Source organism: Cohaesibacter marisflavi, from assembly GCF_963665895.2.
GTDB classification, from domain to species: domain Bacteria; phylum Pseudomonadota; class Alphaproteobacteria; order Rhizobiales; family Cohaesibacteraceae; genus Cohaesibacter; species Cohaesibacter marisflavi.
Genome location: NZ_OY762534.1, coordinates 328791 through 348269, shown reverse-complemented (window position 1 = coordinate 348269; position 19479 = coordinate 328791). Strand labels below are relative to the sequence as shown.

At 53.0% G+C, this 19479-nt stretch carries 20 protein-coding genes; 7 read left to right on the top strand and 13 right to left on the bottom strand.

Annotation, left to right across the window (positions count from 1 at the left end; translation table 11 throughout):
* Positions 1 to 59: 59 nt before the first annotated feature.
* From ACKPCT_RS02685 to cutA, 8 genes are all read right to left on the bottom strand, one after another.
* Positions 60 to 389, bottom strand: a complete 330-nt coding sequence (locus ACKPCT_RS02685; RefSeq protein ID WP_319568303.1) for an antibiotic biosynthesis monooxygenase family protein — start codon at positions 387 to 389, stop codon at positions 60 to 62.
* A gap of 179 nt (positions 390 to 568) precedes the next feature.
* Positions 569 to 1414: an ABC transporter ATP-binding protein gene (locus ACKPCT_RS02680; RefSeq protein ID WP_090074925.1), complete on the bottom strand. Its 846-nt coding sequence runs from the start codon at positions 1412 to 1414 to the stop codon at positions 569 to 571.
* A complete protein-coding gene (locus ACKPCT_RS02675; RefSeq protein WP_090074924.1) occupies positions 1411 to 2265 on the bottom strand; it encodes an ABC transporter ATP-binding protein in 855 nt (284 codons plus the stop codon). Before ACKPCT_RS02675 ends, ACKPCT_RS02680 begins: the two co-directional genes overlap by 4 nt.
* A gap of 13 nt (positions 2266 to 2278) precedes the next feature.
* Positions 2279 to 3187, bottom strand: a complete 909-nt coding sequence (locus ACKPCT_RS02670; protein WP_090074923.1) for an ABC transporter permease subunit — start codon at positions 3185 to 3187, stop codon at positions 2279 to 2281.
* A gap of 10 nt (positions 3188 to 3197) precedes the next feature.
* A complete protein-coding gene (locus ACKPCT_RS02665; RefSeq protein ID WP_090074922.1) occupies positions 3198 to 4205 on the bottom strand; it encodes an ABC transporter permease subunit in 1008 nt (335 codons plus the stop codon).
* Between the two features lie 222 nt (positions 4206 to 4427).
* Positions 4428 to 6020 (bottom strand): ABC transporter substrate-binding protein, encoded by a 1593-nt coding sequence (locus tag ACKPCT_RS02660; protein WP_090074921.1) that lies wholly within the window; start codon positions 6018 to 6020, stop codon positions 4428 to 4430.
* A gap of 335 nt (positions 6021 to 6355) precedes the next feature.
* A complete protein-coding gene (locus ACKPCT_RS02655; RefSeq protein ID WP_090074920.1) occupies positions 6356 to 6940 on the bottom strand; it encodes an NUDIX domain-containing protein in 585 nt (194 codons plus the stop codon).
* Between the two features lie 68 nt (positions 6941 to 7008).
* Positions 7009 to 7350 (bottom strand): divalent-cation tolerance protein CutA, encoded by a 342-nt coding sequence (cutA, locus tag ACKPCT_RS02650; protein ID WP_319568302.1) that lies wholly within the window; start codon positions 7348 to 7350, stop codon positions 7009 to 7011.
* 205 nt (positions 7351 to 7555) lie between these two features.
* On the opposite strand from cutA, the gene ACKPCT_RS02645 reads away from it, so the two are divergent.
* The 3 genes from ACKPCT_RS02645 (at position 7556) to ACKPCT_RS02635 (ending at position 9606) form a co-directional block, all read left to right on the top strand.
* Complete coding sequence (locus tag ACKPCT_RS02645) at positions 7556 to 8329, top strand: NAD kinase (protein WP_090074918.1); 774 nt, start codon at positions 7556 to 7558, stop codon at positions 8327 to 8329.
* Between the two features lie 188 nt (positions 8330 to 8517).
* Complete coding sequence (locus ACKPCT_RS02640; protein WP_319568301.1) at positions 8518 to 9036, top strand: response regulator; 519 nt, start codon at positions 8518 to 8520, stop codon at positions 9034 to 9036.
* Between the two features lie 60 nt (positions 9037 to 9096).
* Positions 9097 to 9606, top strand: coding sequence for an Hpt domain-containing protein (locus tag ACKPCT_RS02635; protein WP_090074916.1), 510 nt, complete (start codon positions 9097 to 9099; stop codon positions 9604 to 9606).
* A 59-nt stretch (positions 9607 to 9665) separates the two neighbouring features.
* On the opposite strand, the gene ACKPCT_RS02630 is transcribed toward ACKPCT_RS02635, so the two are convergent.
* Positions 9666 to 10820, bottom strand: coding sequence for a DUF2336 domain-containing protein (locus tag ACKPCT_RS02630; protein ID WP_319568300.1), 1155 nt, complete (start codon positions 10818 to 10820; stop codon positions 9666 to 9668).
* Between the two features lie 185 nt (positions 10821 to 11005).
* The gene (locus ACKPCT_RS02625) at positions 11006 to 12349 is read right to left on the bottom strand and encodes a hypothetical protein (RefSeq protein WP_319568299.1); all 1344 of its coding nucleotides are present in this window, start codon (positions 12347 to 12349) and stop codon (positions 11006 to 11008) included.
* A 709-nt stretch (positions 12350 to 13058) separates the two neighbouring features.
* Between ACKPCT_RS02625 and ACKPCT_RS02620 the strand changes: the two genes are divergently transcribed.
* Together ACKPCT_RS02620 and ACKPCT_RS02615 are read left to right on the top strand one after the other, a co-directional pair.
* On the top strand, positions 13059 to 14273 hold the full coding sequence (locus ACKPCT_RS02620) for a hypothetical protein (protein ID WP_319568298.1): 1215 nt from the start codon (positions 13059 to 13061) through the stop codon (positions 14271 to 14273).
* Between the two features lie 92 nt (positions 14274 to 14365).
* A complete protein-coding gene (locus ACKPCT_RS02615; RefSeq protein WP_319568297.1) occupies positions 14366 to 14833 on the top strand; it encodes a hypothetical protein in 468 nt (155 codons plus the stop codon).
* Positions 14834 to 14992: 159 nt separating this feature from the next.
* Here ACKPCT_RS02615 and thrS read toward each other — a convergent pair whose 3' ends face one another.
* The 3 genes from thrS to ACKPCT_RS02600 form a co-directional block, all read right to left on the bottom strand.
* Positions 14993 to 16948 (bottom strand): threonine--tRNA ligase, encoded by a 1956-nt coding sequence (gene thrS, locus ACKPCT_RS02610; RefSeq protein ID WP_319568296.1) that lies wholly within the window; start codon positions 16946 to 16948, stop codon positions 14993 to 14995.
* A gap of 114 nt (positions 16949 to 17062) precedes the next feature.
* Positions 17063 to 17371, bottom strand: coding sequence for a membrane protein insertion efficiency factor YidD (gene yidD / locus ACKPCT_RS02605; RefSeq protein ID WP_090074910.1), 309 nt, complete (start codon positions 17369 to 17371; stop codon positions 17063 to 17065).
* On the bottom strand, positions 17368 to 17799 hold the full coding sequence (locus ACKPCT_RS02600) for an iron-sulfur cluster assembly scaffold protein (protein ID WP_090074909.1): 432 nt from the start codon (positions 17797 to 17799) through the stop codon (positions 17368 to 17370). Before ACKPCT_RS02600 ends, yidD begins: the two co-directional genes overlap by 4 nt.
* 269 nt (positions 17800 to 18068) lie before the next feature.
* On the opposite strand from ACKPCT_RS02600, the gene folE reads away from it, so the two are divergent.
* Entirely contained in the window at positions 18069 to 18785 is a 717-nt protein-coding gene (gene folE, locus ACKPCT_RS02595) for a GTP cyclohydrolase I FolE (protein ID WP_407062737.1), read from the top strand.
* Positions 18786 to 18959: 174 nt separating this feature from the next.
* A complete protein-coding gene (hisI, locus tag ACKPCT_RS02590) occupies positions 18960 to 19409 on the top strand; it encodes a phosphoribosyl-AMP cyclohydrolase (RefSeq protein ID WP_090074907.1) in 450 nt (149 codons plus the stop codon).
* Positions 19410 to 19479: the final 70 nt, after the last annotated feature.

The window sequence follows — 19479 nt, the reverse complement described above, 5'->3', positions numbered from 1 at the left end:
CAACGAGACAATCCGCAGGGCTAAGCCCCAAGCAAGAGCCTGGGCGACACAATGACGGACTAGACTGCCGCCACGATCGTCAGGTCATCGAGCACTTCGAAGCATTCCAGCACCGGCGGACCGGCATATTCAACCGGGTTTTCATTTTTCGGTTTGCCGTGGGAAGAGCGGAACTGAGCCGATTTCGTCCAGCCGATGAAGGCCTCCTTGTCCTGCCACAGCGCGTGGGAAGCAAACAGCACATAGCCATCGCTTTCCTCGCCCTTGAGCAAATCAAAGCGCACAAAACCCTCACGCTCCAGCAACTTGCTCTCGCGCGACCGCCAAACCTCTTCAAAAGCCTCTTCAAAGCCGACTTTCACCCGAAACCGGTTCATCACCAGATACATATTGCCTCTCCTCGTTCTAATTTATACGAAGAAAACCATATGGACAGAGAGAGCCAGCGGCAAGTTAAACTGCGTTCATCTAGGCCCCATTTAAGGCCCGCGTGAAAGCCCTCAGGACAAGAAAAAGCCCGCCGGAAAATCTCCCGACGGGCCAAACATCAAAAATCGCACAGGAACGATCAGGCAGTTTCTTTATGCGCATTCACACGCGCACGAATGGATTCGATGCTCGTCTTTGGCGTCGCGGCCAGCAGTGTCTTGGTATAGTCATGCTGCGGATTGGCAAAGATCTCGTCTCGCGTGGCGCTCTCAACGATCTCGCCAAAATACATCACCATCACACGGTCAGCGAAATATTTCACCACACTGAGGTCATGAGAGATAAACAGGTAGGAGAGATTGAACTCTTCCTGCAAATCTTTGAGAAGGTTGAGAATCTGCGCCTGAATGGATAGGTCAAGCGCCGATACCGGCTCATCCAGAACCAGCATGCGCGGATTAAGCATCAAGGCCCGCCCGATAGCGATGCGCTGACGCTGACCACCAGAGAACATATGAGGATAACGCCCGAAATGCTCTTTTTGTAGGCCCACCTTGAGCAACATATCCATCGCCTTCTGGCGCCGTTCTTCGGCAGGCATCTCGGGATTGTTGATCTTGAGCGGCTCTTCAAGCACGGCTCCGACCTTCTGGCGTGGATTTAGAGACCCATAGGGGTTCTGAAACACGATCTGAATCCGGCGGCGCATCTCAGCCGACACCTTCTTCTTGGCGATGTTCACCGGATTGCCCCTGATGAGCAATTCCCCATCGGTCTGTGCATCAATAAGGGTCAGAATGCGGGCCAGAGTGGATTTACCACAGCCGGATTCACCAACCAGAGCCAGCGTTTCCCCACGATAGAGATCGAAGTCGATGCCCTTGAGCGCATGCACGGTTTCAGTTTTGCCAAAGAGACCACCAGCAGACACATAGTCCCGTGTAATCCCGCGGGCGCTGAGAATTATTTCCTGATTGTCACTCATACCGCTGGACTATCCTCTTTGCTGTAGGATGCTGCAAAATCGCTGACCGTAGGCAAGCGATCCCCTTCTGCCCGTTCAGGCAGGGCAGAAAGCAGAGCCTTGGTGTAGGGATGCTTGGGGGCTTCGAAAAGCTCCAGCACACCGGATTCTTCCATCTGCTCACCGTTATACTGAACCACAACCCGATCCGCCGTTTCGGCCACCACGCCCATGTCATGGGTGATCATTATGAGGCCCATATGGCGCTCGGCCTGAATGCGCATCAGCAGATCAAGAATCTGCTTCTGAATGGTCACATCCAGCGCTGTCGTCGGCTCATCCGCGATGAGTAACTTGGGCTGACAGGCAATCGCCATGGCAATCATGACACGCTGGCACTGCCCCCCAGACATCTGGTGCGGAAAACTCGACAGGCGTTTTTCTGGCGTGGGAATGCCCACAGCTTCGAGCAATTCGATCGTGCGGGAGCGAATGGCCTTGCCGCGTAGATCGAGATGGGTTTTCAGAACCTCCCCGATCTGGAAGCCAACCGTAAAGCACGGGTTGAGGCTGGCGATAGGCTCCTGAAAGATCATCGAAATATCTTTGCCGATGATGGAGCGCCGTTCCTTGGGGCTGACAGTCTTGAGGTCACGACCATCAAACGACATGACGTCGGCCTTTACCGTTGCACTATCAGGCAGCAAGCCCATCGTTGCCAGCATGGCCACGGATTTGCCCGAACCGGACTCCCCGACAATGGCCAGCACTTCGCCCTTGTCGACCGTATAATCCACCCCCTTGAGCGCACGAAACGGGCCCATGGCAGTGTCAAATTCAACGGTCAGATTTCTGATTTCCAACAAACTCATAGTGTCAATCTCCCTATGACCGTTTCAATTTCGGATCGAGCGCATCGCGCAGTCCGTCGCCAATCAGGTTGATTGCAAGCACGGTGACCAGAATGGAGACACCCGGGAAGGTCACGACCCACCAGGCACGCAGAATGAATTCGCGAGCCTCCGCCAGCATGGTGCCCCATTCAGGGGTTGGTGGCTGAGCCCCCATGCCAAGGAAGCCAAGAGCCGCGATATCAAGGATGGCGCTGGAGAAAGAAAGCGTCGCCTGAACGATGAGCGGCGCAGTACAGTTTGGCAGAATGGTCAGGAACATCAGGCGCAACGAACTGGCACCGGACACACGCGCCGCCACGACATATTCCCGATCTCGCTCGGCCATCACCGCCGCACGCGTCAGGCGTACGAAATGGGGTTGATAGACAATCGCAATCGCGATCATCGCGTTGAGCAATCCCGGTCCAAGCAGGGCCACCATCACCAACGCCAGCAGCAAGCTCGGGAAGGCCAGAATGATGTCCATGATGCGCATCACGATTGTATCCACAGTGCCACCATAATAGCCGGCAACCAGACCAAGAATGATCCCGCCTACCAGCGCGATGACAACAACAACAATGCCGACAAACAGCGAGAAACGCGATCCGATAACGAGGCGGGACAGAATATCGCGACCGACAGCATCCGTACCCAGCAAATAGGAGCTGTTGCCCCCTTCGGCCCAGGCTGGCGGCACCAGCAAAGCATCGCGATACTGCATTGTTGCATCATGCGGTGTGATGTAGGGAGCGAACAAAGCCAGCAGCACCAGCGTCAGAAAGACGAACAATCCAAGCACCGCACCACGGTTTTCGCTGAAATAGAACCAGAATTCCTTAAGCACAGCTTTGGTAGACTGGCGAGAGACATTCTCAATAAGTTGAGTAGTATCAGACATGGCTTCTCTCCTAGCGGTGCCGAATGCGTGGGTTGATAAGGCCGTAGAGCAGATCAACAACGAGATTGACCAGCATGACCATCATCGCAATCATCAGAAGGCCGCCCTGGACCACCTGATAGTCGCGCCGGGAGATACTGTCGACCATCCACTTGCCGATGCCGGGCCAGGAGAAAATCGTCTCGGTCAAGATCGCACCTGCCATCAACACACCGACCTGTAGACCGATGGTCGTAACCACTGGAATCAAAGCGTTGCGCAGAGCATGCATGCCAACTACCCGAACGCGTCTCAAGCCCTTTGCACGCGCCGTGCGCACATAATCTTCGCCCAGAACCTCAAGCATCGCCGAGCGCGTCTGACGCGCGATCACGGCCATTGGAATGGTCGCAAGAACGATAGAAGGCAGTACAAGGTGAGAAAAGGCCGATTCAAAGGCCCCCGCCTGATCGGACAACAGCGAGTCGATCAGCATGAAGCCGGTAACAGGCTCGAAGAAATACATAACGGAAATACGGCCAGAGACAGGGGTCCATTCCAGCCAGCCGGAAAACACGATGATAGCCAGCAGGGCCCACCAGAAAATCGGCATGGAATAACCGACCAGCGCACTCGTCATGACCGAATAGTCAAAGATAGAGCCGCGCTTGACCGCAGCAATCACGCCAGCGGGAATGCCAATGACAACCGCGATGACAATCGCCACGAAAGACAACTCGAGAGTCGCCGGAAACAGCGCGAAAAACTCATCCCAAACCGGACGGCGCGTCACCATGGACATTCCAAAATCGCCATGAAACAGGCCTGTCAGATAATGGAAATACTGGATGAGTACCGGTTGATCGAAACCGAAAGCATGCTGTAGCTCGGCATAGCGCTCGGCAGAAATGCCGCGCTCGCCCGCAAGCAGCAAGATGGGATCACCCGGCAATAGCCGGATGAAGAAAAACGCAACAAGCGTCACGCCGATAAAGGTTGGAATAAGCATTCCAACCCGGCGTAGGATAAAACCAAACATTGATATTGCCAGCCCGGTTGAGAGAAGGTCTAGCGTCCTTCCCTGTTAGTGTAGCAGCCCTCTTGCACATCTCTTATTCTGTATTCGCCCGGAATAACCGAGGCATTTTCTATCGAGAGGCAAGTTTTTCAAGTCGTCTTCTAGCGGAACATATCGGAAGTTTCCATAGACTTGATACAAAAAGGGTGGAGGCAGGAAATCCCGCCTCCACCAAATTCCGACTTATTTGTCGATATCCACACCATAGAAGATGTGACCGCCAAACGGATCAATCTTGTAGTTCTTCACTTTGGTGCTTACCGGCATGAAGACAACAGAGTGAGCAATGGTTGCCCAAGGAGCTTCACGTTTGAAGACAACCTGTGCTTCTTCATAGAGTTTCGTGCGTTCTGCGATGTCTGTGGTCTGTTTTGCTTTGACCAGCAGATCGTTGAACTCTTCGTTGCACCATTTCGCGCGGTTTGCACCGGACTCAACAGCATCGCAACCAAGCAGAACATACATGAAGTTGTCAGGGTCGCCGTTATCACCGGTCCAACCGAGCAGAACGGTGTCATGTTCACCAGCGGAAGACCGCTTCAGATATTCGCCCCATTCGTAGGAAACGATTTCAGCGTCAACACCGATTGCTTTCCAGTCAGCCTGGATCAACTCAGCCATACGACGGGCATTCGGGTTGTACGGACGCTGAACAGGCATAGCCCAGATGTTGGTCTTCATGTCAGAGACACCGGCTTCCTCGAGAAGCTTCTTGGCAGCTTCCGGATCATACGGATCGTCCTGAACCTTGTCGTTGTAAGACCACATGGTTGGCGGGATCGGGTTTTTAGCAGCTTTACCAGCACCCTGGAACACAGCGTCCAGAATAGCCTGCTTGTTGATGGCCATGTTCAGCGCCTTGCGGACACGAACATCCTTGAACTTGTCTTTCTGGTTGTTGTAAGCCAGATAGCCAACGTTCAGGCCTTCCTGCTGCATCAGGTTGATGTTTGGATCTTCATCCATGGCCTTGATGTCAGCCGGATTCGGATAAGGCATCACATCGCATTCGCCAGCTTTCATCTTCTGATAACGTACAGAAGCATCAGGCGTGATCGCGAAGATCAGATCATCAATAGCAGCCTTGCCACCCCAGTAGTCAGCAAACGCCTTATAACGGATGACGGCGTCTTTCTGATAGGCGACCAACTGGAAAGGACCTGTGCCGACCGGATTTTGATCGAACATATCCAGGTTACCAGTTTTCTCGATCTGGGCTGCATATTCAGCCGATGCGATGGAAGCAAAATCCATGGCCATGTTGGCGATGAAAGGCGCTTCAACCTGGTTCAGCACGAACTTCACGGTATTATCGTCAACCTTGACGATGTCCTTGATCAGGGAATCCATGGACATGCCGCCGAAATATTCGTAGGTGCCACCGGAAACCTTATTGTACGGATGGTTCGGATCTTTCTGACGCATGAAGGAGAAGATCACATCATCCGCATTGAAATCGCGGCTAGGGGTAAAGTCTTTGGTGGTGTGGAATTTCACACCCTTGCGCAGATGGAAAGTATATTCCAGGCCATCTTCGGAAACATCCCAGCTTTCAGCCAGTCCAGGGACAACATTGGTGCTACCACGTTCAAACTCGACGAGCTTGTTGTAGATGGTATGCGAAGACGCATCGAAGGTCGTGCCAGCAGTATAAAGAGCCGGAGTGAAACCCTCTGGGCTACCCTCGGAGCAATATACCAATGTCTTCGCCTGAGCAGTCGTCGACAGGACGGCAGCCAGAGCGGTAGCAGCCAAAGCTTTAGTAAGCAGCTTCATTGTTTGAATCCCTCTCAAAATTTTATCGTTTAGATATGCAGGCAAACAGCAATGCGTCTCGTCAGATGACGGACACATCTCAACAAGCCTAAGTTTGACCAACCAGCCAGGACCCCCTTGCGGTTGCCTCAAACAGCACGGAAAAAGTCGAATACAATCTGAACAGAAAAGCAATCTCTTATTGAGGATTATTCACTTTATTTAGAACAAAATAGTCAAATTCATCAAAATTACAGAAATTAATTTTCTACCAAACCGCTTCTATATAGCAGACTTGTAAAAACAATCGATGCTTCTTGTTACTTTTAACAAGAGCTCAAACATTGGTACCGATCTCAAAACACATTTGCATGTCTGGACATCAAAGCCTGAGCGAGAATAAGCAGACGCGGACAACGAATATTTCCTTCATCAAGCCATTTCTTGATCGTTTTTGTTGAGACTTCAACCACTTCAATATCTTCATCTTCATCCTGATGGCGGTCTTCGGGATGCTGCTGGCCAGACTGGTAGGGAGCAAGAAACAGATTGGCTTTTTCAACCATGCGGGCCGGATTGATAAAAACCTGCCCCACCTTTTCCAATGCATCGAGAGAGACGCCAAGCTCTTCCTCAGCCTCTCTTCTACACGCTTCCTCCACAGATGCATCAGTCGCCTCGATACCTCCGGCGCAGGCTTCCAGGATCAGCGCCTGATCCCTCAAATACACGGCGGTCCGCATCTGCCGCACAAGGAGAACGGTTTTCTTTTCAGCATCATAAGGCAACACCGCAATGGAATCCCGATCCGCCCAGATGGGTTCGGAAATCACATGCTCGCGCCCGTCATCATGAACGGTCTGCACCGTGGTGAGATCAATCGTCCCCTTATCGAGGATGCAAAGCGTTTCGCGCGACAACAATTTGTGCCTATCGGACATAATAGATCTCCGTTTTAATAGCGATTGATAAAATACAAGGCCATGGAATGCCCCAGAAGATGCGCGTTTCAAGGTCTGGAAATGGTTTCGCTCCGCACCCAATCCATAAAGCCCGGCAACCCTTCACTCACGGGCAAGGCCACAAGCGCAGGCTCCTCATAAGGGTGCAGGGACTGGAAGATCCTCGCCGCATTTTCCCATGCGCTTCGTGTACTTTTCGCGATGAAAGCCACTTCGTTTGCCTCCTCCATTTGCCCTCGCCATTGGTAGAGTGAAACCATACCGGATAGAATATTGACGCAAGCAACCGAGGCCTCTTGGAGCATTGCCCGGGCAATCATGCGGGCAGTCTCGACATCGGGACAGGTGCCGTACAACAGCAACACCTCATCGCTTTTTGCGTTTGACATCCCCTTCTCCTCATTGGAAATCATTGATATCCATGCTACTCCACTAAAGCATAGTGCAGCCAATACCACGATAAGTGGACGTAAAACCATAGCAATCAACACATCTGTTTCTTTGGTTTGTCCAAAGAATTCAAGGAAACAGGGAAGCAATTCCATCCCGGTTTGCGGGAATCCGAGCTTTCGGACAACAAGACGGACAGAGCAGATGTCACGGCCTTTTCAGAAAATCGCCTTCATTTCCAGTGGAACCGAAGAGTCGCTGGAGGCAAAAGAGAGGCTGACGCATCTTTATGGGTCAGCCGATCCAGCCGGAGCCGATGTCATCGTTGCCCTGGGTGGCGATGGCCTGATGCTGCAAACCCTGCACAGCAACATGAACAGCGAAATTCCGATCTACGGCATGAATTGCGGCTCGATAGGTTTTCTTATGAATGAATATTCCGAAGACAGCCTGATGGATCGTTTGGAGAATGCTGAAATCTCTGAAATCCGCCCTCTCGAGATGCGTGCTCTCACCACGGACGGCACGCTGCACGAGGCCACGGCAATCAATGAAATCTCTGTCTTCAGGCAAACAGCTCAGGCCGCAAAGATGGAAATCCGCATTGACGGCAAGGTCCGTATGGAAGAGCTGATCTGTGATGGTGCTCTGGTCGCAACCCCCGTGGGCAGTACAGCCTATAATCTGTCGGTGCATGGCCCCATTTTGCCCATCGATTCGCCCCTGCTCGCTTTGACCCCTATCAGCCCTTTTCGCCCACGCCATTGGCGCGGCGCACTGCTGCCCAATAGCGCGCACGTCAAGCTCATCGTCAAAGAGCCCAGAAAGCGACCCTTGAGCGCCGTCGCTGACCATGCGGAAATCCGCTCTGTGCTTGAAGTCGAGATTTCAGAGAGCTGCGAAAAATCCTGCAAGATCATGTTTGACCCAGAGCACGGATGGGCAGAGCGTATATTGAGTGAACAGTTCCGTTACTGATCAAGCCCTTCAAAGAAGAGCGGTAATATACCTATACCCGGTGTCTTGCGCAAAACCGAGCCAGCACCTTTGAAACAAGAATAGTTCAAAGAAATGCTTCCTTAACGGTCTCTGGATATAGTTAATCCGATTTTCCTGTTTTAGAAACAAAGCGGATAGCAGAAAAAACCGAACAGGGGCAAGAAGGTATGATCAAGGTTGACCTCTCACAATTGCGGTTTCTGGTTGTGGAAGACAACGCCCATATGCGCCGTGTGATACGTACGCTCATTCACAGTTTCGGAGCGCGCGAAGTTACCGAAGCGGAGGATGGCGCAGCGGGCTTGGAGCTTTTCCAGACAACTTCGCCCGATATCGTAATTACCGATTGGTATATGCCCATATTCGGCGGAATCGAGTTGACGCGCATGATGCGGCAGCCGGAGTCTTCTGCCAATCCGACCGTGCCGATCATCATGTTGACAGGACACTCGGAAAAACGGAAAGTCATGGAAGCCAGAGATGTTGGCGTGACAGAATTTCTTTGCAAGCCGATTTCGGCAAATGCCTTATATGCCCGTGTTGCAAATTGCGTTATCAATCCTCGCAACTTCATCAAGGCCAACGGTTTTTATGGGCCGGATCGACGCCGCTTCGCCAATCCCCTTTACAAAGGGTCTGAACGCCGCGCAAACGATGCAGAGCCTGCCCAAAAAAAGGCTAGTTGATGATATTTACTGATGCGTATGGCAAATCGCAGAGACACGAACCCTTAGAGGACAGTTCCAATGGCCGACTATGAGATCATCAAGCCCAAAGTCGACTTGAGAAAAAAGATCAAGATACTGCCCAATAGCAGTGGATTTGATCCGGTAGCCAAGGCTGAAGAAGCCATGGAACGCCTGTCTTTGAATTTCGGCAACTGGATGCGCGACGAAGTCATGAAGTTGCAGATTTCCTGGGAGAAGGCGGAAAAGACCGGCCTGACCGAGGAGAGTGTCGACAAGCTTTTCCGCTCCTGCCACGATATCAAGGGACAAGCCCACACCATGGGATTTCCGCTTGCAGGCCTGATAGCCGGCTCCATGTGCGAGCTGATCGAAAGGATTCCGGATCCCGAGAAATTACCCGAAAGCCTGTTGAGAAAACATGTTCAGGCGATCGCTGCGGTGGTCAATGAGAATGCGCGCGAAGAAGACAATGTCGTCGGCAAACAACTCGCCGAACAGCTGAGCACCATTACCGAAGACTATATCGAGAAACACGCGCCAGCAGATCCATCGGAAAACGAAAGCTAAGTATTAACGGGTCGCTTTCCGCTCCACCCCCCATGCGCAGCCTGATCAGAACAAGCGGCTCAGGCCGCAGTGACCTGCTTCATCCGCATGCTGAGCGAACGCGCATCGTCACGTGCAATCTGGGTTGCGAATCGGCGCAAGAGGGCCAGCAGATCATCCAGCTCATCTTCAGCAAAATCATTATAGTCACTCAAGATACGCTCAACCATCATACGCCCGAAACGCGAGCGCGGCATATCCCCTTCAATCGTGCTGACCAGCTCCCGATAAACCACCAGCGCCGAGAGGATGACAGGAGCCACACGCTCTGAGATTCCAGCCTTCTTGCACAGGGTCTGCACGAGCGCCTCGGAAGGATCAGCCACACAAGCCTGCACTCGTTTCTCGCTAAGATCCGTCAGGCTTACCAGCGCCTTGACGAACATCGAGACATTCCCCATGCACAGGCTTCGAATAAGAAGGTCTGCCGTCAGTTGGCCCGACAATCGCAGATGCTCAACCAGAGCCTCCAGTTCGTCGCCATGAGCACAACAGGAAGCCAGATCAACGGTTGCCTTGTCACAAGCATCCTTGACCAGAGACGTACGCCGCTCCGAACTCACGAAAGACTGGACGAGCGAGAGTTGCTGTAACGCATCACCAAGCTGGACGATCAACATCTGCCGGATATCAATCGGCAGACCGTCCAGTGACAAGAGCATATTGCGCACAGACGGCATCTGCCCGAACCGCTCTGCCAAGCGACGCAGACTGAAAACAGCAATCTGCGCGCCCGGATTTTCCAGCATGATGCAGCAAGCTTGAGAATCAGCAACCTCCGCCATGGCCGCGCAAAGCGCAGGACTGACAGACGGGCGGGACGCCACCGCGCACTGAATAAGCAAGCCTCTGTCTGCCACCATATCCACCAGCTCCGAATCCAGCAAAACAGGAGAGCTGACAATGACAGGTACCGCCACAGCATCGATATCCTGCGCCAAAGACAGAATGACAGGACGCGGCGCATAAGGGGATTGCTTGAGCGCCTGTGCCAGAGCTTCACGCACAATAGGGGCGGGATCATCCAGAAGAATGGTCAGAGCTGTCTCGGCCGCTGTTTTTTCTGCTTCATCGAGCGGCGAATAGAGGTAGGCCCGTGCCAAGGCACTCGTCGCTTCTGCACGACGGTCAACAGGCGCGGTCTCTATCCATGAGAGAAACTTCTCAACAATCATTCTGATTACTAGTCCCTGCCCTTAAGACCACTCCCAAAAGAGCAGTCATTTCAGAGCCCAAACGCTACTTACACCAATGGGACAAACGCCCCTATGTTCGCAGTCATTCTGAACCAGTAACTCTTAACGATCAGTTCACCATAAATGGAAAAGTGGAAAGGCCAATGCGCCTAGAAACCTCGCACTCAGCCTTTATCGCTAGAGGAAAAAACATCCCCGCGTAGGAAAGCACTCAAATCAAGGGCACCGAGCCGCGCCTGCTCGCGAGCTGGGCGGACTTCCTGTCGTGTAAGATCCAACGGAGCGCTATGAACGACAGAAGACTGAACAGCAGAAACGTTAGACGAAGAAGGCGCGGAAGATGTTGAGACCGACGCAGTCATCGGCATTGACTGAGGTTTTGCCCTTGGCAAAGCGCCAGCTAAGCTATCCACATAAACATCAGCTGTAACTTCGGCCGCCGCAGGTTTGCGCTTGGGCAAAGCCATGCCCTCAGTCTCACTGGCTGCAGGTGCAGCAACAGGCTCCGAAGCCTGCGCATAGATACGACTGGCAATCACACCATTGCTGGCAGAAGCAGCCTCAACCGCTTGCTGGCCATCATCTCCGGCAACAAAGCGGGAAGCCCGCACCTGCGAAGACACCGAGTTGTCAGGCAAATAGCTAAGGCCATAGCGAGACGGCAACGCGCGCTGCAAAGGCTGCGAGAAAAAGGCCTCTAGCGAATCCCGGCTATCACTGACGATCGAGCGGTCATTGCTGGCCTGCTGCAGATCCACCACATGCTGTGTTTGAATGGCAGGCGTTTCGGGGCTGCGTGTCAATTGTGCCTGCTTGGTGGATTCTTTGGCCGTAAACAGATTGCCAAGACCCAGCATATCCAACAGGCCCTTCTTCTCCTTGGGAGCAGAAGCGGGCTCGCCAGATGCTGTCGAGACCAGATCACTATAAACCTCAGACACGCTTTTAGCGTTGCCCTGTCGATCAAAGAAGATGTTCTTGTTGGCTTCCGCCTGCGCAGGAAAATAAGCAGCCGCCGGTTTGTTCGGCGTTTCCTCAGCCATGGTGATCAGCTTGCTGCTTCCCTGAGCCCCGAGGAAATGCGCAGCATACAACTCACCCTGCGAAGGCGTTCTGTTCAGTTGCTCGGCCAGTTGTTCGCGATTGCTCTGGGCGTAGGCGCCAGCCATCATCGCCGACACTTGCGGATCATTCCGCATATTCAGAATTTGCTGCCGCACCTCTGGATCACGAACATAATATTTGTCACCGACTTGAGAGATCTGAGACGCCACCTTGCTAAAGCCAAGCTGGGGCCCGGCTTCCTTCATCGTCTCCAACCATGTCTGTTCGACAAACTGGAAAAGCCCAGACGCAGAGGACGTTGGCGCTTTGGCGGATGCATTGAAATTGCTTTCACGCTTCGCCGTGTTCAGCAGGAATTCAAAGTCCGTGCCAGTGGTCCGGCTCGCCTCTTCAAAGGCGGCCTGAAATCTGATCGAATTGTTGAACGAAACAGAATTGGCCAAAGCGCTCTCCAAAGCGATGAACTCAAAAGGGTCTGCGACAATCCGCACCCCAGTCAGTGCTCACTCGAAACCCGAGATAGATTCGGACTTGTTAGTCCTGATTAACCATTCTTTTACCAAATGGTTAACAGAAGCTTAATTTATAAATCGAGACGCAAATGTAAGCACTGGGAAATGGAGCAATCAAGCCGCAAGCATTAGAAGGAGCTTTTGATAACAAAGGCTACCACGTTCGACCACCTTCAGATTTAGCCCCTCTGGTTCGCACATGAACACAGCTTTAAAATCTTCCTTTCATCATTTTATTTCAGACACTTAACACAATTCCCTGAATCATTTTGGCAAGACGTTGAATCAATCTGCCAACAAGATGAATCAAAGTCTCAAGCACCCATTTCATCAAACAGACAGGTGTCGGAAAGCAAAAACACGCCCACATCAGCGTCAGCCTTCAACAACAGACATCAAAGCCACCCATAGGTCACAAACCACAGATCCATTGCAAAATGCGAGACCACCTTCCAGCTCAAAAGCACCAAACCATCATAGCGATGGTCGCCGCAAGCTGATACTTTATCCAGCCCCGCCCTCAAATTACCACGGTTTTGGATTTCCTAAGCCGCAGGCAAATGCTAAATATCGGCATGAACGGAGCTTGAGACTCACCCGTCAGGGCGATTCCGATTAAGAGCAAAGCAAGGAAAAATCAGTGATAAGCACAAAAGCAACCGGACAACGGCTTCTCAGTTTATTTTTGAGCCTTTGCGCAGCGCTCTTCATTGCGACCATTGCCCTCCCCTCCTTTGAGGCCCACGCCCAAACCGCACAGGCCCCACTCGATCTGGGAACCGTCATTCAGAAGGGCACCCCCAGACAGGCTCCTGTCTATCTCAAGCTCCCTGAGACTGTCCCTATTCCAGCTGCTAATCCACGCAAGAATGGCAATCAGGACGCCATACCGGAGGCAGCCGACCAGCAAGAGACAGCAGCGGATCAACTCGATGATCAGACTGGCAATCAGGCCGGCGCAGGAGCAGCAGAAACACAAGACGGCACCACGCCAACAGACGCACCCCAGAGCTCCGAGACAGCACCAGCATCAATAGCCGAAGCCCTGCCGGAAGCAGATGACACGCCCGAGATCGAGCCGGGCGGCATCGCACGTCTTCAACTGACCGCCCTCCTTTCCGATGACGGGCAAGTGCTACAAAGAGGCGTCAACTGGCGTGTTTTCGGCGCAGAAAAAGACGAAGAAGGCCAACTGCCGATGCTGCACAATGTAGATGGTGGCCCGCTAGATGTGGATCTGGAGCCGGGTAGCTACATTGTCTATGCAGGATACGGCTATGCCAATCTCACCAAACGGGTCATCCTGCCCAAGGCTGGCGACTATAACGAGAGTTTCAACCTGCATGCCGGTGCCATGCGGCTCAATGCTGTGGCAGCAGGCGACATCACACTCGACAACGCCATTTTGAAATTCGACATCTATACCAGCGAAGATTCAGATACGAACTCGCACACACTGCTGGTCAAGAATGTAAAGCCAAACCATGTCGTCAAGCTCAGCCAGGGTATTTATCACGTCGTATCCAACTATGGCACAGCCAACGCCAAGGTGCGCGGCGACGTCGAAATCACCGAAGGCAAGCTGATCAACGTGACCATGATCCACAATGCGGCAAAGGTTACCCTGAGGCTTGTTTCAGAGCCCGGCGGCGAAGCATTGGCCAACACCATCTGGACGGTCTTCACACCCGGCGGTGACGTGGTCAAACGGGCTATAGGCGCCTTCCCTACTCTAGCTCTTGCGGCAGGTGACTATACCGCCATCGCCAAGCAGGGCAACGAAGTCTATAACCGCGATTTCTCTGTCACCTCTGGCCTTAATCGTGACATCGAGGTTCTGTCCACCGCACAGTAGGGACTTAACAGAAGGACGCTTCAGCCATCGCACATTTGACTGACCGCCCGCTAGAAAGCCCAACCAGCACTCTGAGCACGAGACCAAGGATTGTGGCGCTACCGGAGAAGGAGAACCTCTGGCATCGCCTGACACAGATCGCCTGCCCGTGGCTGCGCTTCAACCCGCACACCCCTCCCGGCCCGATCCGTGGGGATGCATGGGGCGAACCAACCTTTACCACCAACCTCGCCTTTGATGCAGAGTTTGATGGCCTCACGGTAACCTGCCACATCTCCTACCATTTCGATCCTGCTTGCTGCCTCGACATCCTGATTGACACCAAAGAAGGGTACCATCTCTACGCCTTTGAAACGCGCGCCTATAGCCTGCGCTACGCCTTGGCCCATCTTGCCTTGAACGCCAGAACGCAACGCATCGCATTGCCCCTCGCAGGGCTCAACCCGCGTGCGAAATGGCTTTCAAAAGTGAGAGATTGTGTCGAGATTTCCTTAGAGGAAGGCACCCCCATACATGCCTGCACTCCCTGTACTCCCTACCCAACCGAGCAGCCAAACTGAAGCAGGTCTTTAGCGAACAGCACCAACAACCTGAGGAGACTCGATAAAAGACCACAGTTAAAGTCGGGCATTTCTTGAATCACCATCTCAACAGAACAAAGAAAAAGGCGGCGCCAAACCGGCACCGCCCCTATTTGTTTGTCAGTATGAGGAAGCAGACTATTCAGCCGCTTCCGCTTTTGCTGCTTCCATGGCACGACGCAGATCAGGAGCAATAGCTTCATCAACGAGCGACGCAATGGCATCATCCAGAGACATGGAAGTCTGATGCTTGGAACCGAGACGACGGATCGATACACTCCGCTCGTCGGCTTCCTTTTTGCCACAAACGAGAAGCGCAGGAACCTTGGCCAGTGAATGCTCACGAACCTTGTAGTTGATCTTCTCGTTGCGCAGATCGGTTTCTACGTTTAGGCCAGCTGCGGTAAGCTTCCTAGCCACGTCACGGGCATAGTCATCGGCTTCGGAGGTGATGGTTGCCACCACCACCTGAAGCGGAGCCAGCCAGAGCGGGAAGTGCCCGGCATAATGCTCGATCAGAATCCCGGTGAAGCGCTCCAGCGACCCAAACAGGGCGCGATGGATCATCACAGGATGAACCTTGTTGCCATCGGTATCGATATAGAAGGCACCAAGACGACCCGGCAGGTTGAGGTCAACCTGAACCGTGCCGCACTGCCAGTCACGACCGATAGCATCACGCAGAACATATTCCAGCTTTGGCCCATAGAAGGCACCCTCACCCGGGTTCAGGGTCCATTCCTGACCGGCGGCATCAATTGCCGTTTTCAGAGCATTCTCGGCAGCATCCCAAACAGCATCGGAGCCGACGCGCTTTTCAGGACGGTCGGAGAATTTCACCCGAATGTCGGTAAAGCCGAAGTCGTGATAGATCGACATGATCTGCTCATGCAGATCCACACAGACCTGAGTGATCTGATCTTCAGCACAGAAGACATGGGCATCATCCTGCGTGAAGTGACGCACGCGCATCATGCCATGCAGGGCACCCGATGGTTCATAGCGATGCACCTTGCCGAACTCGGCGATTTTCAATGGCAGGTCACGATAGGATTTGAGACCATTCTTGAAGATCTGCACATGGCCCGGACAGTTCATCGGTTTGCAGCAGAAGATGCGCTCGTCAGGGGTCTGGGTGGTGAACATGTTTTCACCGAATTTTTCCCAGTGTCCAGACTGTTCCCAAAGCGTACGTTCCATCATGTCCGGGCTGTTGACTTCATGATAGTCCCAGCTCTTCTGACGGCGACGCATATAGGTGATCAAGCTCTGGAACAGGGTCCAGCCCTTGTCATGCCAGAAAACGGAGCCCGGCGCTTCTTCCTGAAAATGGAACAGATCCATTTCACGGCCAAGCTTGCGGTGATCGCGTTTTTCCGCTTCTTCCAGACGGGTCAGATGGGCCTTGAGATCTTTCTCGCTTGCCCATGCCGTCCCGTAAATGCGGCTCAACATGGCATTGTTGGAATCGCCACGCCAATAGGCACCGGCCACCTTCATCAGTTTGAAGGCCTTGCCAATGTGACCGGTGGAAACCATGTGCGGTCCACGGCACAAATCGAGCCAGTCGCCCTGACGGTAGATCTTGAGGTCTTCCCCTTCAGGAATGGCGTCAACCAGTTCGACCTTGTAGCTCTCCCCCTTGTCAGAGAAATACTTCTTGGCAACATCGCGGCTCCAGACTTCCTTGGTGAAGGGAGCGTTGCGATCGATGATCTCTGCCATTTTCTTTTCGATCAGCTCGAGTTCTTCCGTGGTGAAAGGCTCGTCGCGGGCAAAGTCATAGTAGAAGCCATCGGTGATGACCGGGCCGATGGTGACCTGCGTGCCAGGGAACAATTCCTGAACAGCTTCAGCCATCACATGGGCCGCATCATGGCGGATCAGTTCAAGCGCATCATCATCGGTGCGCGTCACGATCTCGATTTTTGCATCGGCTGCAATCGGATCGGCCAGATCAGCCAATTCGCCATTCAGCTTCATGGCGACGGCTTTTTTTGCCAAGGATTTGGAAATGCCCTGTGCGACGTCGACGCCACTTACGCCATCGTCATATTCACGAACAGATCCGTCGGGGAAAGTCAGATTGACCATAATCGTCTCCTGCTCAACTCCTGCCTACAACGCAGGTAAGCTGTCGGGTTTAAGAACCCGGATGTTTCATATAAGCGATTTATCAAAAGGCCAGTTCAAGCGGAGTTGCGCATCTCACCGTCGGGGACCCAACTTGGTCGCCGGATCGATGTGATCGCCACCCCAAAGGCCATATGTCCATGGTTTATACCACACCGAACCTTGAGGCAACCTTTCCGGCACAGGATCAAAGCCGCTATGCCCCAATGGATGGCATCGCATGATGCGCGCCAACCCCATCCAACCACCAGCCCAAAAGCCGAACCGCCCGATTGCCTCTTCAGTGTAGCGCGAACAGGTTGGTTGGTAGCGGCAGGCCCGCCCCACAAAGGGAGAGAGGAAAATCTGGTAAAGCTTGATGAGCCCGATGGCGAGATATTTCATGAGCGGCCTTCAATTTGCTCGAAGGCATCCACCACCGCATCAAAGACAAGAAGTGTGGAGGCATGCCGCGCCGGATAGTCACGCACGGGCTGAAGAAACTTCAGATCATCCCATTTGCCGGCTGGCGGATCACCAGCCTCCCGCAACATGGACTGCATTTGCGCGCGCAACTGGCGCAACTCTTCCAAATCAGAGCCAAGAATATGCCGACCAACCACGGAGGCTGCCGCCTGCCCCAACGCGCATGCATTGACCGCCTGTCCGAATGCAGCCACTTTGCCGTCTTCAACCACCAGATCAACCTCAATCGTGGAGCCGCACAATTTGCTATGCGCCTTGGAGGATGCCATCGGAGACGGCAGTCGCTCAAGCTGAGGAATATTCCCTGCAAATTCGAGAATTTTGTGATTATAGACATCGTCAAGCATAGGAATTCTCTCTTCTGCTGCTGAATAGCGATCCAAAACTCGCATTCCTCCCTATAACGCCTATATAGGTATGAAAACAAGAAAAGCAGACCCCCAAATCGGAATTGGTGAAAGATGTAGGAATTGGTGAAAGTTTAGGTTATAATATAACATTCCCACCAGAATAGGATTTCCTACTGACAAATTGGAAAAAAAGTGCATGATGGCGCAACCGGGAGATAGGTTCGCGGGCGATTGTGCTCCATTGAGAAAAGGCGGACACATCTGTGATGGATATGATTGTCGACACCAGCAACCCCGCTGGCGATAAGGCTGAAGAGGGGCAAGATAACGCCTTGAAAAACAACAAGCAAAAACAGCTACAAGCACTGGCCACCCTGGAAGAAAAAGCGGACGACTGGGCATTGACAGAACGTCCCTCCCGCCAGGAAGCCGAAGAGGCCGTGCGCACCCTGATCAAATGGATCGGAGACGACCCCGAACGCGAAGGCCTGATCGATACGCCAAAGCGAGTCGTCAAGGCCTATGAAGAGCTTTACCGTGGTTACAGGGAAGACCCTGCAGAACCTCTCGGTCGCACCTTCGAAGAAGTGAACGGCTACGAAGACATGGTTCTCTTGCGCGATGTGGAATTCTTCTCGGCCTGTGAGCATCACATGGTGCCCTTCGTCGGCAAGGCCCATATCGCCTATTATCCCTCAAAAGGGGTTGTTGGTCTTTCCAAACTTGCCCGCCTCATCGACGCTTTCGCACGTCGCTTGCAGACACAGGAAAGCCTGACCGAGCAGATCATCGAAACCATAGAAACGACGCTGGCACCGCGCGGCATCGCCCTGCTCATCGAAGCAGAACATATGTGCATGACCATGCGCGGCGTACGCAAACGGGGCGCTTCCACCGTGACAACCCGCTTCACCGGCGTGTTCGCTGAAGATGTTGACAAACAGAACCGCTTCATGAGCCTTACCGGAGAATGCCGGGGCTAAAGCCTTGTAGTACCTCCTGAACGGGAGGGAATGAACAAGAGCCAGTATGCAGACAGTTCGCAAGAAAGGGGCCATCTCAGCCCCTTTTCTTTTAAGTTATTCTTTTGATTCATTCGGGCTTTCGCTTCATTTAGCGCAAGGCCCTGCCGCATTTGATATGAATAGAGGTGTACCATGACGTCTCCTTTTGCCACGCGCACGGGAAAAAGCAACGACGAGATCGAGCTTGGAACCGACTTTGCTCCCAAATTCGACGAGAAAGGCCTGATCGCCTGCATCGTAACCGATAGTGATAGCGGTGACGTGGTGATGTTTGCCTATATGAATGCGGAGAGTTTGCAGCTGACGCTGGAAACGAAGGAAGCGCATTACTGGAGCCGGTCGCGTCAGGAACTCTGGCACAAGGGAGCCACCAGCGGCAACGTTCAGGACGTTATCGAATTGAGAACAGATTGTGATCAGGATGCGATCTGGATCATGGTACGTACGCGCGGAGCAACGGCTAATTGCCATCAGGGCTACAAATCCTGCTTCTATCGTTCAGCAGAGCTAAAAAATGGCGCTCCACATCTGACCTTCAAAGAAGACAAGCCCCTCTTCGATCCAAAGGACGTCTATAAGTAATAGGGCAGCACTTGACGTCAGTTTCCCGATTGATAATGCACAAGAAACCGCCCATTCCGGACAGGCCGAC